The sequence below is a fragment of the Bacteriovorax sp. BSW11_IV genome, assembly GCF_000447755.1.
GTDB lineage: Bacteria > Bdellovibrionota > Bacteriovoracia > Bacteriovoracales > Bacteriovoracaceae > BSW11-IV.
In genome coordinates, this window is the sequence record NZ_AUNE01000027.1 from 134,357 (window position 1) to 149,895 (window position 15,539).

13 protein-coding genes are annotated in these 15,539 nt (G+C 36.4%); 10 read left to right on the forward strand and 3 right to left on the reverse strand.

Annotation, left to right across the window (positions count from 1 at the left end):
• The first annotated feature begins 42 nt into the window (after positions 1-42).
• From M899_RS08010 to M899_RS08050, 9 genes are all read left to right on the forward strand, one after another.
• The gene (locus M899_RS08010; protein ID WP_021270824.1) at positions 43-1,173 is read left to right on the forward strand and encodes a hypothetical protein; all 1,131 of its coding nucleotides are present in this window, start codon (positions 43-45) and stop codon (positions 1,171-1,173) included.
• Positions 1,160-4,000, forward strand: coding sequence for a hypothetical protein (locus M899_RS08015; RefSeq protein WP_021270914.1), 2,841 nt, complete (start codon positions 1,160-1,162; stop codon positions 3,998-4,000). The genes M899_RS08010 and M899_RS08015 overlap by 14 nt, the downstream gene beginning before the upstream one ends.
• A 174-nt stretch (positions 4,001-4,174) precedes the next feature.
• A complete protein-coding gene (locus M899_RS08020; protein ID WP_021270867.1) occupies positions 4,175-4,939 on the forward strand; it encodes a TIGR02147 family protein in 765 nt (254 codons plus the stop codon).
• Entirely contained in the window at positions 4,939-5,580 is a 642-nt protein-coding gene (locus M899_RS08025) for a hypothetical protein (protein WP_021270927.1), read from the forward strand. Before M899_RS08020 ends, M899_RS08025 begins: the two co-directional genes overlap by 1 nt.
• A 220-nt stretch (positions 5,581-5,800) precedes the next feature.
• Positions 5,801-6,757 carry a hypothetical protein gene (locus M899_RS08030; protein WP_021270939.1) on the forward strand — a complete coding sequence of 319 codons (957 nt, stop codon included), beginning with the start codon at positions 5,801-5,803 and terminating at the stop codon, positions 6,755-6,757.
• 2 nt (positions 6,758-6,759) lie between these two features.
• On the forward strand, positions 6,760-7,155 hold the full coding sequence (locus M899_RS08035) for a hypothetical protein (protein WP_021270818.1): 396 nt from the start codon (positions 6,760-6,762) through the stop codon (positions 7,153-7,155).
• A 107-nt stretch (positions 7,156-7,262) separates the two neighbouring features.
• Positions 7,263-7,949, forward strand: a complete 687-nt coding sequence (locus M899_RS08040; RefSeq protein ID WP_021270938.1) for a hypothetical protein — start codon at positions 7,263-7,265, stop codon at positions 7,947-7,949.
• Positions 7,950-8,165: 216 nt separating this feature from the next.
• Positions 8,166-8,609: a hypothetical protein gene (locus M899_RS08045; RefSeq protein ID WP_021270823.1), complete on the forward strand. Its 444-nt coding sequence runs from the start codon at positions 8,166-8,168 to the stop codon at positions 8,607-8,609.
• A complete protein-coding gene (locus M899_RS08050; protein ID WP_034728447.1) occupies positions 8,609-9,391 on the forward strand; it encodes a hypothetical protein in 783 nt (260 codons plus the stop codon). Before M899_RS08045 ends, M899_RS08050 begins: the two co-directional genes overlap by 1 nt.
• 27 nt (positions 9,392-9,418) lie before the next feature.
• On the opposite strand, the gene M899_RS08055 is transcribed toward M899_RS08050, so the two are convergent.
• Both M899_RS08055 and M899_RS08060 read right to left on the reverse strand, forming a co-directional pair.
• Positions 9,419-9,925 (reverse strand): GrpB family protein, encoded by a 507-nt coding sequence (locus M899_RS08055; protein WP_021270892.1) that lies wholly within the window; start codon positions 9,923-9,925, stop codon positions 9,419-9,421.
• Positions 9,925-12,237 (reverse strand): Tex family protein, encoded by a 2,313-nt coding sequence (locus M899_RS08060; RefSeq protein ID WP_021270840.1) that lies wholly within the window; start codon positions 12,235-12,237, stop codon positions 9,925-9,927. Before M899_RS08060 ends, M899_RS08055 begins: the two co-directional genes overlap by 1 nt.
• Positions 12,238-12,306: 69 nt before the next feature.
• Here M899_RS08060 and M899_RS08065 point away from each other — a divergent pair, with 69 nt between their 5' ends.
• On the forward strand, positions 12,307-13,290 hold the full coding sequence (locus tag M899_RS08065; protein WP_021270888.1) for an FAD-dependent oxidoreductase: 984 nt from the start codon (positions 12,307-12,309) through the stop codon (positions 13,288-13,290).
• A gap of 4 nt (positions 13,291-13,294) precedes the next feature.
• Here M899_RS08065 and M899_RS18545 read toward each other — a convergent pair.
• Positions 13,295-15,539 (reverse strand): hypothetical protein (locus tag M899_RS18545; RefSeq protein WP_034728453.1); only part of this gene is annotated, 2,245 nt, incomplete at its 5' end.

Below are 15,539 nucleotides of genomic sequence, written 5' to 3' on the forward strand. Positions count from 1 at the left end.
ATATACCTTGCTTATATAACTCCAAACAACTGTGGGGATGTTATGAATAAGGTGTTAATCACGGGTCTAGTGCTTTCAAGTTGTGCATCTTTTGCACAATCTACAAGTACGGCCAATCTTCAATCAAAGAACGGTCTTAATAAGACGACAAAAGTTCGTGGTGAAGTAGAAGTGAAGGGGATTTCACAATCGGGAACAATGAATAAGGCCACTAAGCAAGAGATTAAGGCCTCTGTTTCTGGTTTTCATAAATTTTATCCATCAATTGATTTAAAGTTTGATGTTGGTGCTGTTCTTAGAGCTGGAAGCACTGATTCTTTATTTGATAACAATGAGTACGATGGTGAGAGTGGCCTTACAATTTCTGAAGGGGCCTTCGAGTATCGTCCAATGAATTTCATTTCTCTTGAGGCCGGTGCCTTAAGAATGGATCGAAAATCATCTCCTCTTCTTTTGTCTGGTAGAGCGATGCTTGGACTGCGTGAGGCCATTCAATACGGTAATGGTGGGGTTAAAGTTGGATTGACGGCGATTCAAGCTACACCAAGTATTAAAAATACTTCAGACAGAATTGATAGAGTTGAAGAAGGGACTCCATCATATTTTAGTGAAGGCGTATTTGTACAATTCTCAAAGAATAATTTTACATTAGATTCAAGTGCATCTCATTTTGCTTTTTCAAATCTTTCTAATGGGGTTGCTAGAGAGTCACTTTTCAATGGAAATAGTGTTTCTGGAAACAGGGAAGATGGTGCTGAGTTTTTATATGATTTCGCTGGTTGGAATGTGTCTAATAAAGCAACACTTGAAACAAGTGCCATTGATTTATCTATTCACCACAACTATTTAGTAAATACTGAGGCCGCTGCTGGGAAAAATAAAGGTCAACTTATTGGTGTAAATGTTAAGTATAAAGGTGATACTGCGACTCACGAGCTAGGACTTGAGTCATTTAAAGTTGAATCTGATGCTTCTGTTGCTTATTACAATAACAAATTTTATGGTCACAATAATAGAGAGGGGCTTGCTGCTTCATATATCTTCAATGACCTAGGCAACAACTTTGAGCTAGAGGCCACTGGTGTTGCAAGTAATGTAATTAAGAAATCTGATACTCAAGATAAAGAAACACTTTTCATTTTAACTTTAAGGAAGTTCTATGATCTTTTCTAACAAATTTACTACTGTAATTGCTCTTTCTGCACTTTTTTACGGTTGTTCAGCATCTGTAGATAAAAAAGAAGAGACGAATAAAACAACTGAAAGGTTACAAGTTCAAAAACTAAGTGTTCTTTCACAAAATGATATTCGTGAAGAAGCTAGTATCGACTCTATCGTTACTGCTAGAAAATACACTATCCAAGCTTGTTTGGCCGATGGTCTTCAAGTAAAGAGTCTAGCGGGAAGAAGTATCACTCTATCAAATGGAAAAGTGTTAACGACTGATGTTAGCGGTTGTGTAACTTGGGATAAAGTTGTTGAACTTGATTATAAGGGACAAAATAACTGTCATGCATTTGAAGAGTCAATGAGTGTTGAAGGTAGTGATCTAAAAACATCTGCAAAATACTCTCTTGATCCAATGAGTAATACATTTTCTGACCTGTCTCGTTCTTCGGGTTGTGTAGGTACAACTCCAAAAGCACAAAAAAGATCGGAATTTGTTAAGGCCAAAAGTGAGCTAATTTTAGAAAGAATTGAAATAATGCCTGATGGTGTTCTTGATATCATCAAGAGTGACGTTAAAGATATCGGTTTTTCTGCAAAGTATGATACTTGTCTTTCAAGTTACTCTTCAGGAAAAAGAATTAGAAGAGCTAACGTAGAAGTATCTATTAGAGATCCAAGAACTGGTAAAGTGTTCAAAAAAGAAGCGAAAACAACAGTGACAGGTTGTCTGTCAGGTGTGTTTAAGTCAACTTATGAGCAATATGGTTATTCACAGTGGTTAGACTATGATTTTTCAGTAAGAGTTCTTGATGGTGTTCTTGTTGGAGAAGAAATTGGTCGTAAGATCTATATGAATCCATGGGAGCAAAACAGAGTCACTTTTGCAGTAGATTCTGACCCAGAATATGGTTACGGTGAAGTAAAAGAAAACCCAATTAAGAGAAACAATCAAATCCAAATTGATGGTGTGATGTATATTTTGATTGGAAATGATAATGACAAGTTTACAGTTAATGATTACCTAGGATTATCAATTTCAAGATCATACCAAGTTGTATTGAATCCAAGAGTTGATAGAGGGATGCTTTTTACTGAAGGTTCAAGAAGATATACAGAATTGAAAGATGGTCGCTTCAAGTTGAGCTTCATGGTACTAGCTCCACAGAAGACGGATATTCCAATTACTTCTGAGAACTTTAATGACTTTACATTTATCACAGGTGCTCAAAAAACTGTTGAAGTGAAAAACGGTGTAATTAACGATCTTATTTCACTACAAATTAAAGTAACAGATCTTCCAAAGCTTGCGACAAGAACAGTTACTGTTTTTAAATTAGAACCAGTAAATGAAATTAAACTTGATGGTGCAATTGTAACTGGTTTCTTTAAAGCAAAGATTCCATGGATTAAAACAAACGTTTTTAAAGCTGATGATTTGAATATGTCTTCAGAACAAGCTGGACTTAAGAATGCAACTGCTTCGGAAAAAGGTGTTAGTTTAAATACTGATCTTAATCTTGGATCAATGGTATCTGAAGCTGATATTGCAAAGTGGAAAGAGAATATTCTTTTAGGTAAAAATGAAGAAAATGATTTCGAGTGGGATCAGTTGAATAAGTCAGATAGCGAATTTACATCGAAACAAGTGGCCTTTAAGCGTTATATTGAGTTTTTATTCTCAAATATTACAGAACTTACTGACAAGAGAACATTTGACAATCCATTTAAGAAGTCTGCTAGAGCGATCTTTGAAAATCACCTAGCAAAAACTCTACCGGATGTTAGAACATATAAAGACTTGGCGCAATTTAAAGCGCAAACAAAAATTGATTTTACTCCAACAGAAATTGAAAATGTTGTTGTAGGTAATAATGATTTCTCTCCTGAAATGATCAGAAAAGTGTGTGAATCAGTATTTCCTGCTCCACAACAAAAATATGGATGGGGTGGATCGATTAATAAAAACGCAAAGACTGAGTATTGTGTAAGACACCCTGGGAAGTTCTTTGATATTAAAAAGTTTAGACACATTAAGAAAGTAAAATCAATTAACCCACTATTGGCAACTGGTTTTGGTTTCTCTGTGGCGGCAAGATACAACCTAGCAGAAGGTCACCAAGAGCAAATGTGGAAAAACGTAAGAGTTGGTTTTGATATCTCGACAAAGTTTGATGCTCTTAAGTTTTTAACGATGGGTCTAAGATTTTTCGACTTCGGTATGGGTAAATCATGGAACGACTATGAAAACGAAGGTATTGGTAACGATGTTTCGACTTATGCCAACGTTGGTGTTGAAAGATTTGTGATCGAAGTAGCTGGTGACTATGAGAACTGTCTTCTGATCTACGGAAAAGGATACTATAACTACTCTTTCGGTGGATACTCAAGAAGTACAAATCCAGCAGACTACGCTGAAATTCAATTCCCAGTGAAGTCATATGTGTGTAGTGAGCAAAAGGATACAAAAGTAAATGAGTCTTGGTATTATATGCAAGAATATACTAACGATACTTCAATTATGAGAGACCCATTTGATCCAAGCACTGTAAAGTTTATTAAAGTAGTACGCGGTTATGATAAGTATATTGAGATTGAAAAATCTCTAAAAGATGCAAACAAAGTTTTCATGGTAACAGGAACACTTGCTCAAACAACTCCTGACCAAGTCCTTCTTGATAACTGGGGTCACTTGATTGATAACCCTGAGTTAAATGAAGACGATAAAGGTTTCTTACTACTAGACAATATCGATGGTTCATTTCCTGGAACAATCGATGTTGCACCAAAGCCAAAGTCAACGCGTGACACTTGGTGGTTAAAAATGCTTTAATTCTAATACTGGCCCGCTTTTATAGCGGGCCTTTTTCGTTTGGGCCCATGCGTTAGGTGCCTGCTTTATTTGAAAAAAAGCATTAAGCGCTCCACAGAATTTGTCTCTTTAGCCCATCTATGTTTATGATTGCCCCTGTTTTGATTTATAACGGATCTTTTAGGAAAATAAGACATGAATTACTCTTCATTTTCAGACTTTTTACATGACAAATATCTTGAGCGTAGGAATAAAAATTCTAGTTATTCGTTGCGTGCTTTTTCACGGGATATAGGCGTTTCCTCTGGTCGTTTGACTAATCTTTTAAAGGGGCGTGATATTCCTGGGCAGGAAACTGTTGAAAGGTTCTCTTCGGTATTTGAGTTAAGTAATGATGAAATCATGGCCCTCAAGCATATTGTGGCCTCACAGCGTTACTTAAAAAGAAAAGGTGCGGGAGACAAACAGTTAACAGATCAGGAATTTAAGTTAATCTCTGATTGGAGAACATGGTGTATTTATACTTTGTTTCAGGCCACCGATTTTGAAGGAAGTGCCATTTGGTTTTCAAAAAAACTTAAAATTGATCTTGAATCTGTTTTGGCATCTCTAGAAAAATTGTGTTCAATTGATCTTATTACGCGGACAGATGACTTTTATGAATTAAATTGTAGTAGCGTGACAACAACAAATGATGTCCCTTCACAGACCATACGTGATTTTCACAAAGAGTTTATCCCTCTTGGCCAAAAGGCCATGGAAGAAGTCGCAATTCATGAACGCGATATTTCTAGTCTTACCTTTTGTATCGATAAGTCCCAAGTGGCAGAGTATAAGAAATTGATTTCAGAGTTTCGTTCACGCCTATCTCACATGGCCACTCAGGCCGAAGTTGCTGATGAGTTGTACCAACTAAATATTCAATTTTTTCCTCTACAAAATCAGGAGTCATCAAAGTGATGAGTATTAATAAATATTTTATTCTTTTATGTATGGCCATTTTCAATATTACTACATTTGCAGGTAATGAAGTTGGCAATGGTGGGGGAGTTCTTGTTAACAAAACAACTTCTCGGGCAGAGTTTTTCTTCGATGTTTATGAAACACAAGACCATTATGGTTTTGATATTCAATGGCCTGATCAAGATAGATATAAAAATGACGTACAAATGGCGAAGGCCTTTGTGTCACGACTCAGAGAATATGATAAAAAACTAGAGAGACAGCTTAAGAACTTTGCAGATGATTTTTACAAAGAAAGTTCGTTCATCTCCAATTCTCATCTTTTTATTTTTGATACAGGAATGGGAATTGAAATCCCATCAAATTATGAGTTAAAACAACTTATCATTCAGTACACATTTGATAATGGTCAGACAAAATATGTAATTGATCAAAAGTATTGGAGTGAGCTATCAGCTTCTCAAAGGGCCGTGGCGATTTTACATGAAGTCGTTTATCGTAGGGCCCTTATTGTGAATCCTCGTTTGTTTTCTTCAGTTAAAGTGCGCCAGTTTGTGGCCTTTTTAATTTCAGATGAAATTACACTTTTTTCTAAAGAGAGTTACAAAAAAATGCTTCGCGCATTGGAATTAAATTAGTCTTATCATTTCGGGGTCTTTTCTTGTGAGTGACAGCAATAGTTGTCACTTTCTCTTTTTAACAAGTTGTTAAATTCATTAGTGGAAAATGCTTTTTGGCATTAATAGTCTATTGTATTAAAGAAAAAGTATAAAATCGTCGATAAATAGTTGATTGAAAGAGTTTTGTCATGCAACTGTGTGAGAGGAGCTATTTATTAAACCATTAACATTAATACTTATGCTGGGTGTATCTCTATCCACATTTGCACAAAAGCGTATCATTGATCTAATCAATGGAACAGTGCCGGCGATGTCACCAGCAGAAAATAATCCAGATGTTCTTCAATACCGTGAGCATATGGAATATATGCGTCGTATGCATGAAATGAGTGGGGGGCGTTCTTATACAGTAGGAAGTTCTCCAAAAATTTCAACTCTGCCAACAGGTTCTGAATTGAGCCGTGGTATTAATGATATGGTCTCATCGCCGACAGAAGTCCATTGCCCAGCGGATGATAGAAATGCCGATTTACTCAGTGCTGAAGAGCATATGGAAGAAGGTGTTCAGTGTGATATTGAAGAGGGACAGAAGTATTCAACAAAAGTTTATAGAGGAATCAAGTATCTCATTCCCGAAGGTATGAGTTTTCAGACCTATTTAGCGTCATGTATAGATTTGGAAGAATCTGATACACCTGAAAATGAAGAAAAGGACTTAACTTCAAATGAATTTTCATTTTATTCAAATAGCGCAAATGTTTCTAAAATGATTTCGACTCTTCGAAAGAATGTCAGTATGTGTTTATCGGAAAAAAATAAGTATATTTGTAAAAAAAGTCCTCCACTAAATAGAAAAAATCAAACCAAGCCTACTGGTTATTGCCTAAGGTATGTAAAATTAGGTGTTAAGGATGGAGGTTTCACCGACTCTTATCCGTCAGGTATTGCGGCATCTAAATCGGGAACTGAGTGGAAAAAGCTAGGATTTCGAAACCTGCTGGAGAATGATAAGTATAAAAGTATGACACCATATACAGCACCAAAAGGGGCCATCTTAGTTTACTCTGGAGGAAAATATGGTCACGTTGAAGTTAAGGCATCTGATAAAGAGTTCATAAGTGACTATATTGGTGAAAAACCGATTTACGATGAGCTAGGTCTTCCTAGAAAATTAATTGGAATTTATGTGAGATAATTATGAAAAAGAATATTTTAATAACATCTTTTTTTATAGGTTTTTTATCATTTTATACTTTTGCCCAAGCAAAAACTGATATTCAGTGTCGTATGTATTTCGATAAAACGAAAAAATTAGATAACAAAGAACAAAAGATTTTTTATGAAACAGTTGAGCAATGTCAATCTCACTTATTCAAAGATAAAGATCTTGTTTTAAAAACTATAGAGGCCTATAGGGCACTATTTAAAGTTAATCGATCTCATTTTCATCTTGAGCCTTTTATGCCTTTTTATATAAAGAATAAAAAGCAAGTTGATGACCTTGTTTCGGCCATTACTGATAAGGCAGAAAGAGAAGATTTTCAGGAACGATTGAAAACGGCCTATCGAGAATTTAATGATGGAAATGGCTAATAAAGCGAAAAAGCACTCTTAGAAGTGCTTTTTTTTGTACTTTTTACTTATGAAACTTGTTTATTCCTCTATCTTCTGTAAGCTTTCCTCCACACAACGGAGGACGAATGAAATCAATATTTTATCTTTTTGTTCTTATTCTTTTAACAATTAACACAACTGAGGCATCTGAGTGTACGAACTTCACAGAAACAAAGGGCAACCTTACTGTACGTCGTATTTATTATCCTCATGACGATGTTTGCAGTATTGGCCTAAGTCTTTTTTCTCCAGTGGAGAGATATCGTGAATTTAGTTTTGATAATAACGGGGCCATGTTGGTCTTTGTCAATTATGGCATCTTCGATGATGAACTTCGCTATGGAGCAAGAGAGTTTTATTTTCTTCCTAAGCTTCAGGCCTACCCTTCAATTGAATGGCGTGAACAAGAGGGGGAGTTAGATGTTTTAATGATTAATGGACACAGGGCCACGTTCGATATTCAAACCTCAAAGCTTCTTAGAGTATCTGGTGCCGAAATTTCTGTCGATGATTACCTCCATCCAAAAGTTCTTGGTGGTGTAGAGGTAAAACCTCTTCAAGGTCTAATCATTGATACTGGATTTGCCCTCGATTCATTAAGTACCCAATCACCATTTAAAAAGTCTCTTTTAAAAAACAGCGCAGATGAGAAATGTGAAATCACTAATAGGGATCTTTTTCGCTATCCTTCCAACGGAGATGTAATATTTAGGCATAACAATGAGTCCTTGGAAGTTCTCATAGGTAAGAAGTGCCCACAAATCACGTTATAGTTTGCTCTTTAAAAGTCTTTAATGTGGGTCATATGAATAGTCATGAGTACTTAAAAAGGCCCATGTTTTCCATGAGATAGAAAGGGTGCTTTAATTTGGAGCACTCTTTAAAGGCACTTTTTGTGTCGGTCGTAAAAAGCCTCTTTAGATTCATATAATTTAAATTATAATCTTATTGGTAGCAACATACCCATGGTTTTGGGTAAGGATAGGGTTATGATTAAGCGTCTTATTTTAATGATCACGCTTCTTATAGGGAGCAGCTCATTTGCCAATGAAAATAAAGATCAATTTCTTAAACTCATTAAAAATAAATCAGGTGAATATAAACTTGAAAAAAAGTCTCATGCTAAATGTAGCGATGGAGAGCTTACATTTGTTGATGAAAATCAAGAGAAAGGTTTTAGATTAGGGCAAAATATCTTCATTGGTCCATTTGATGATCTCGAAATCGAAAAAACGGAAGATGGTTGTAAAGTTGAGAGAACTTATTCATTTCAAAAAAATGCGGTTATTGAAACAGTGAAGATTTTTAGTTGCCCAGACTCTTTAAAGAAAAATGAGGCCCAATCAACTAAAACACTCAGTGTCTCAGGTGATACTGTGAGTTTTGAAATAAAAGAAACACAATTTGTGTGTCATTTTAGTAGGGGGAAATAATGATGAAATTATTATTTCTTCTGGTGATAACTGGAGTAGTACTTATGCCGAGTGCTCATGCAGAACAAAAAACAATTGGCCATCTCAATGAACTTGTTCGTCAAGTTGGAACCCCACCATGTGCCGCCTGCGAGGCCAATAAGGGCAGTAAAAGCTCTGGTCGATATAAGATTCCCATGACCCCAAGAAGTAAGAATGATGCAACTTACTTTAATAAGGATTGTACAAAGTTCATCAAAGAAGATGGGACTTATGGTGTATGGGGAGAAGAGATTGAAACCTATATTAATAAAAAAGGTCGTGAGGATAGTCGATTTCTTGGGGATCATATCCCAGGTATGTCTAGTGCTCCTTTTACCTGTCCAAATTGGAAAAAGCTGTCAGCTGATGATCGTATAAATTTTTGGGTATGGATGATTGCTTCTATGGCCATGGTCGAATCAACTTGTGACGTAAAAGCACTAAATGTTGGAAGTGGCATTCCTGATAGAACTGACCCTCCTCGTGGTTTAATGCAGCTCAATTCCCTAAAGTCAGGACGATCATGGCGTGGACCTAATTGTAAGTTCGCGACCAATGGCATGGGTGCTATTGATCAGATTAGATGTTCGATGGATATTATGGAACAAGTGTTAAAAGGGAAAACAGGTCATTATAAAAGTAATGGTATGATTTTTCCTACAAATACCTATTGGGAAAAGCTCAGACCTAGGCATAGCTCTAATGGTGGACCCATTGGTAAACTTGCAAGAAGATTTCCTCCTTGTGGAGCAAAAGAATAATAAAAAAGGCCCTGTGTTGGGCCTTTTTTATTTGTTTAAATTTTTTAAAGTTGTTTCAATGAAAAAGTCTTTTGCCTGTTGATACTTGAGTTCATTATCCAATAGACCTTCACGAAGCTTTTGATATTCTTGGGCAACCTCGTCTTCAGCACTTAGGTATTCTGTAAAATCGATATAGTTATGAAGTTCATTATTAGTTTTTTCAAAAATATGAACTCTTGTGAGTGTGACACTCTTATCATCTTTACCATAGCGATTGAAAACAAAGTGTTCCAGACTACTCGATTGATCATCTAGAAAAAAACCAGCTCTTAGAAATTCATCCTTGAAAGCAAGGATGCCGTCCATCGTATGGACGACAACAAGTATATCTAGTGTTGGACGAGACTGAATTTTTTCTATGGCACTTGCACCAATATGAAAGGCCTCGATAAAATTAGCTTTTAAGAGTTTGGCGAGGTTCTCGCTTTCTTTAGCGAAAACCTTTTTCCAAAATTCATCATAAGGTACAAGTTCAATTTTTTTATTGGCCATTATTTAATTTTAAATCCCGCTAGTGCTGCAAAGGCCTTATTCTTAAGTGGACCATTGTCCTGACCTTGTTGTTTGTTATTTTTCGGACCTTTTGAACTTTGACCAGATGAGCTTGGAACAAATTCTCTTGAGTCTTGACCTTTTTTAAGAGTAAGGGCAACACGTTTTCTTTCAAGGTCAACATTCAGTACCATGGCCTTAACTTCTTGTCCTACTTTTAGAACTTCTAGGGCATTGTCTACATAGTTGTCAGACATTTGAGAAATATGAACAAGACCATTTTCTTTGATACCAATGTCAACGAATGCACCAAATTGAGTGATATTCGTAACAATTCCTGGATACCATTCACCTTCTTTTAGATCTCCAATTGTGCTGATATCTTTTCTAAATTCAGTTGTCTTAAACTCTGTTCTCGGATCCTGTGAAGGAGCACGTAGGGACTTGATAATATCAGCATGAGTGAACTCACCAACTTCTTCTTTGAAAGATGAGTCTTTTTCAAGTTTCATGATGAGCTCTTTGTCTGATAAAAGATCAGCTAATTTAGTTCCATTTTTCTCACACCATGTGTGTAGCAGAGTGTAGCGCTCTGGGTGGATGAATGTACCATCTAGAGGCTCTTCTCCATTGTAAATTCTAAGAAATCCCGCCGCTTGTTCAAATACTTTTGGCGAGAAGCGAGTCACTTTTAATAGTTCAGCTCTATTTTTGAATTTTCCATTTTTGTCGCGAAATTTAACGACGTTCTCAGCAACACTTGGACCAATACCTGAGATAAATGAAAGAAGTGGCGCAGACGCCGTGTTTAGATCTACACCAACGAAGTTTACACAGCTCTCAACCACTGCATCGAGAGATTTTTTTAAACGAGTTTGGTTTACATCGTGTTGGTATTGACCAACACCAATTGATTTTGGATCAATTTTTACAAGTTCAGCAAGTGGGTCTTGGAAGCGTCTTGCAATTGAGATTGCTCCTCTAACTGTTGCGTCTTTGTCTGGAAATTCTTTTTTTGCAATTTCTGAGGCCGAGTAAATTGAGGCACCAGCTTCAGAGATCATTGTGGCCTTACATTTTCCACTAGAAACACCAGGAACCATTGTTTCAACCCATTCAAGAGTTTCACGTCCGTATGTTCCGTTACCAATGGCAATGTATTCAACTTTAAACTGTTCAATAATAGCATCAATTATTTGTGCCGATTCTTTTTTATTATTTTGTGGTGGGTGAGGGTAAACAACAGTGTCTACTAAGAACTTACCAGTGTTATCTACAACAGCAACCTTAACCCCTGTTCTCACTCCTGGATCAAGTCCGATAACGGCCTTTGGTCCAAGGTATGGTTGAAGAAGAAGGTTCTTTAGGTTAACACCAAAGACATCAATGGCCGATTCATCAGATAGTTTTTTTAGTTCACTTTTAATTTCTAGGTCTAGTGATGCATGAATGTATTGTTTAAATGCTTTTTCTGCACAGTTTTGAATGACTGGAATTAAACTTAGCCCTGGATCTGAATAGTACTTTGATCTTATATGTGAAATTGCTACTTCTTCAGGATAAGTTACATCAACTTTAAGAATCTTTTGCGTCATTCCTCTTCTCATCGCTAGGAAGCGGTGAGCGGCCTTGGCATCTTTAAGTTCTGAACATTTTTGCTCAAATTCAAAATAGTCTTTATATTTATCAAATTCTTTAATCTGTTCAGCATCTTTTCTCATCGAAGACTTGATTGTTGCACTTTGCCAGTAGTCTTTTCTAAGTTGCTCTTTAATTTCTGTGTCGTGAGCAAACATTTCGATAATTATATCGCAGGCGCCTTTAATAGCGTCGTCGAAATTATTAATCTTTTTCTCTGGATTAATAAATTTAACGGCCTCTTTTGCTAGTTCTTGCATAGAATTCTTAGTTGTAAGAATCATCTGTGCGAATGGTTCAAGACCAGCTTCAGCAGCAATTTGCCCTTTAGTCTTTTTCTTAGACTTAAACGGAGCATAAAGATCTTCTAGTACGTTGATGTCCTTAGCTTCTTTAATTTTCTTTTCAAGCTCAGGCGTCATCATTTCCATTTTTGTGATTGCATCTAAAATGTAGGCACGACGTTTTTCTCTTTCAATATATTCTTCATATGATGCTTGAATCGCACGAATTTGTTCTTCATCAAGTCCACCAGTTTTTTCTTTTCTATATCGAGTAATAAAAGGCACAGTACAATCTTCTTCCAGAAGCATTGTAAGTACACTAATTGCTTGGTTGGCGTTTACTCCAGTTTGTTGTGCAGCATAGACAACCGCATTTGATTCAATGGCCATTCTCATTCTCTCCTTAGAAGGCTATAATACCTGAGCTATTAAGGTTAATGAGTAGGAGTGTCTTTGGCAATGGTTACTAGGTCAAAAAGTTCTCACAATTTCAATAAGTTCGACTTCATTGTTGTGGGGTATGGTATCGCTGCAAGGTGTCTTTTGCGTGAAATGGCAAAAGATGCGAAGTTTCAAAATAAAAATATCTTAGTTTTATCAAAGAACAGCTTTTTTCATAGCTGCTCGACTCATACGACAAGTGTTGTCTGTCTTAGTGGTATTGAAAGAGGAATCAGCCCATTGGGGGATTTAATTGTTGATTCTTATGATTTGGCCAAAGAGTATTATGAGTCTTTAGATTCATCGATTGTTGAGAGGGCCGTTCAATTTCAAGTCAAAAATGATGACCAGGGGAGAGTGTCAATTAGTGAGAATAAGGCCTATATTATCCATCCTGAGAGGCTTTTAGCGCAGCTTGAGCATGAGTATATGGGAAATTTAAATATTACTTTTATAGATGATGTGGTGGCCAAAATTGAAAACGGCGCAGTCCATACTCTCAATAATGAGTGCTATAATAGCGATCGTATTATTGTTGCAGCAGGTGCATGGTCTAATTTTTTACAAAAAGACATATCTTGTGATGATCTTAATCGCTCTAAATTTGTCAGTGGCAGTTATCTTACTTTTTCAAATATAGACTTTGGCAATGAGGCCTTCACTTATGCCTATGGCCATTTCAATATTGTTTACAGAGCAACAACTCATGAGCTTCTCATAGGGGGAACTACTGTAAAAGAAAATATTGAAGCGCCAAGCGTTTCGGAGCTTGAAGAACAGTACAAGACATTTGAAAATCTCTTCAAAGAAATTCATCATGATAAATTTGTCATGCCAGAATTTTCAAAAGGTAAAATCACAACAGGCATGCGCCACAAGGGTCGAAAGAGAACGCCTTTTTTTGGACAAGTTTCAGAAGGTCTTTATTTAATGAGTGGACTCTATAAGAATGGATTTTCTTTCCCTTTTTATGGGGCAAAGAAAATCACATCCTTGTTATAGTTTTTTAGAGTTCAATAATTCCAGGAAGAGCTGAGTCGTACATTAGAGGTTTCGTCTCATCTTTCTGGTTATAGATGCTATCAAAGTACGTCATTGGATTTTCGAACTTATCTTTTTTCACTAGGAAAATTTGCTTTGTCTGATCTTGTAAAATCGCATTCCAAGCATTGAAAGTTTTTTCTCCACGAATAATCTTGTGTAGAAGGTTTTCTCTGGCATCGTAACGATCTCTCAATGGATTAACCATGTGACCTTCTTCATTGATGTAATACCATGATTCAGAAACTTCTTCGATATCATCTTGGTCAAAACAAACATTGAATCTTTCATGGTGGTTTTTGTAGAAAGTTTGTTTCTTTCTGGCCGCCCATGTCTTTTGGTGGTCAATATATGGTTTATTTGTCACAAGAACACATGATCTCGTCTTTGCTTTGAAAGCAAGAGTGATCTTATCAACACCAAGGTTTTTAGATTTATTTACACAACCTCTGTTAGAGCTTCCTGTTGATTCATCAGTACCCCACATCATAGAGTAATCAAATTTAACCCCGCCACCTATTGAGAGAATGTCAAACGGTAGAGGTATTTTCATACCAACACCGATGTCGGTACCAATTCTTTTTGATGTTGAGAATCTTGTTGAGTTGTTAAAGCTCATACAAAAACCTGTATTGATATTTAGTCTATCACTTTCAGAGAATGCACTTCCGTATAAGTCCTTTTGTGGTGCAGATACAACCGAAAGAACGTGTTTCATCGCCTTAAAGTCGATGTATTTATCAGGATTTCTTCCACAGTCGTAATGTTCGTTTTCAACGTGTCTGAATTTTCTGCCATAGATGTCTGTGGCCTCATCCCTAATGAAGTATTGGTGACAAAACTTTCTCTTTGTTTCAAGTTTCGCTTCACCATGGATAAGATCTTCAAATTCTTTTTTAGAAAGTTTGAAGTTTTCTATTTTAACACTGTTATTATAGGCCGAAAGTCTGAAGTCTTGAATGTCAGTGTATTTATCGTTGCCATTGTATAGGGATTTGAAAGCTTCATAAGGAGAGACTTTCCAGTTTGTTCCTAGCTTTGGCGCTTTATGCTTAATCATCATTTCTTCGAATTTCATCATGACTTCGTTGGCAAGATTGTCTGACTTAAACTCTTGACCATAGCCGATATGAGTTTGAAGAACTGTACCGAAATGTCTCACCTGAGCATCAAATAAACCTGCGGCGATAGTTCCATTAAGTTTTGCAAAGGGACCATCATCAACTGGTCTTAGCATTATAACACCGTAAGTTCTATGAAGCGCACTTGTTAGTTTTGCAAATTCGATTTCAAGATCAATTTTTTGTTTAATAACACCGTTTACAATCTCTACTTCTTTTTCATCGCCTGAGATGATGTCCCAGTTTTGAATATTTTGGGCCGTCAGTTCCAATTCATTATTTCTTGGAGCAAGTAGCATAAAGTTTAAAACAAATCGTCCTGAATAAATTTGTTTGTAGTGATTTTCAGTCGCAAAATTGTGACCATAATCAATGAAAGGGTGAAGGCGAATTAGGAATGACTTTGTAAGCGCCATATCCATGTGCTCATTTACTTTGAAACCTTCGTCAACATTTCCAATATATGTGTAGCTAACATCATTGAAGTGAAGCTTTGGAACACTTCCAATTGGATTTTCTGGGCAGACTCCAGATCTTGTATCGTGCCCAAAAAGGCCGTTGGGTTGCCATGGGTTTAGACAAATCTCTCTTTGAGAACTAATCCCTTGAAAGGCCGGACTTGTTGCTTTAAACACTAGATTATAGTGCATGTATCTTGGGACTGAGTAGCGCTCGTACTTTGAATCAAATGTTAAATCCACACAACCAAAGTTATCTGTTTTTTGGGGAACTGTTTGTTCATCACCTGTTTCAAGATTGATTAGCGTGGCCTCGATATCTTCACCTTGAAGACGGTCGGCATTGGCACCAATTCTTAGACAAGTGATGATATTGGCCTTAAAGCCTACTTGAGGAATTGAACCGTATTGTGGTGTCGTATATGTTTTGAAAAATGCTCTAATTTGAGCGATGTCGATAATTTCGTTGGCATCCATTTTATGAAATTTACCATTTACTCTATTATCAGTGTTTTCTAAGTTAAAAATTTTATCTTCAAGAGTATCGATACCGAAAAGAACAGTTTTTTGAAATTCTGTTCCCTCGACGGCAAATGTTCTTTTATGCTCTTTAATAGCACGTGTTTGTGTA

What these genes read in the sequence shown, in the direction of transcription:
- M899_RS08010 (WP_021270824.1), top strand. Translation starts at nt 43, where the DNA reads ATGAATAAGGTGTTAATCACGGGTCTAGTGCTTTCAAGTTGTGCATCT.
- M899_RS08015 (WP_021270914.1), top strand. Translation starts at nt 1,160, where the DNA reads ATGATCTTTTCTAACAAATTTACTACTGTAATTGCTCTTTCTGCACTT.
- M899_RS08020 (WP_021270867.1), top strand. Translation starts at nt 4,175, where the DNA reads ATGAATTACTCTTCATTTTCAGACTTTTTACATGACAAATATCTTGAG.
- M899_RS08025 (WP_021270927.1), top strand. Translation starts at nt 4,939, where the DNA reads ATGAGTATTAATAAATATTTTATTCTTTTATGTATGGCCATTTTCAAT.
- M899_RS08030 (WP_021270939.1), top strand. Translation starts at nt 5,801, where the DNA reads ATGCTGGGTGTATCTCTATCCACATTTGCACAAAAGCGTATCATTGAT.
- M899_RS08035 (WP_021270818.1), top strand. Translation starts at nt 6,760, where the DNA reads ATGAAAAAGAATATTTTAATAACATCTTTTTTTATAGGTTTTTTATCA.
- M899_RS08040 (WP_021270938.1), top strand. Translation starts at nt 7,263, where the DNA reads ATGAAATCAATATTTTATCTTTTTGTTCTTATTCTTTTAACAATTAAC.
- M899_RS08045 (WP_021270823.1), top strand. Translation starts at nt 8,166, where the DNA reads ATGATTAAGCGTCTTATTTTAATGATCACGCTTCTTATAGGGAGCAGC.
- M899_RS08050 (WP_034728447.1), top strand. Translation starts at nt 8,609, where the DNA reads ATGATGAAATTATTATTTCTTCTGGTGATAACTGGAGTAGTACTTATG.
- M899_RS08055 (WP_021270892.1), bottom strand. Translation starts at nt 9,925, where the DNA reads ATGGCCAATAAAAAAATTGAACTTGTACCTTATGATGAATTTTGGAAA.
- M899_RS08060 (WP_021270840.1), bottom strand. Translation starts at nt 12,237, where the DNA reads ATGGCCATTGAATCAAATGCGGTTGTCTATGCTGCACAACAAACTGGA.
- M899_RS08065 (WP_021270888.1), top strand. Translation starts at nt 12,307, where the DNA reads ATGGTTACTAGGTCAAAAAGTTCTCACAATTTCAATAAGTTCGACTTC.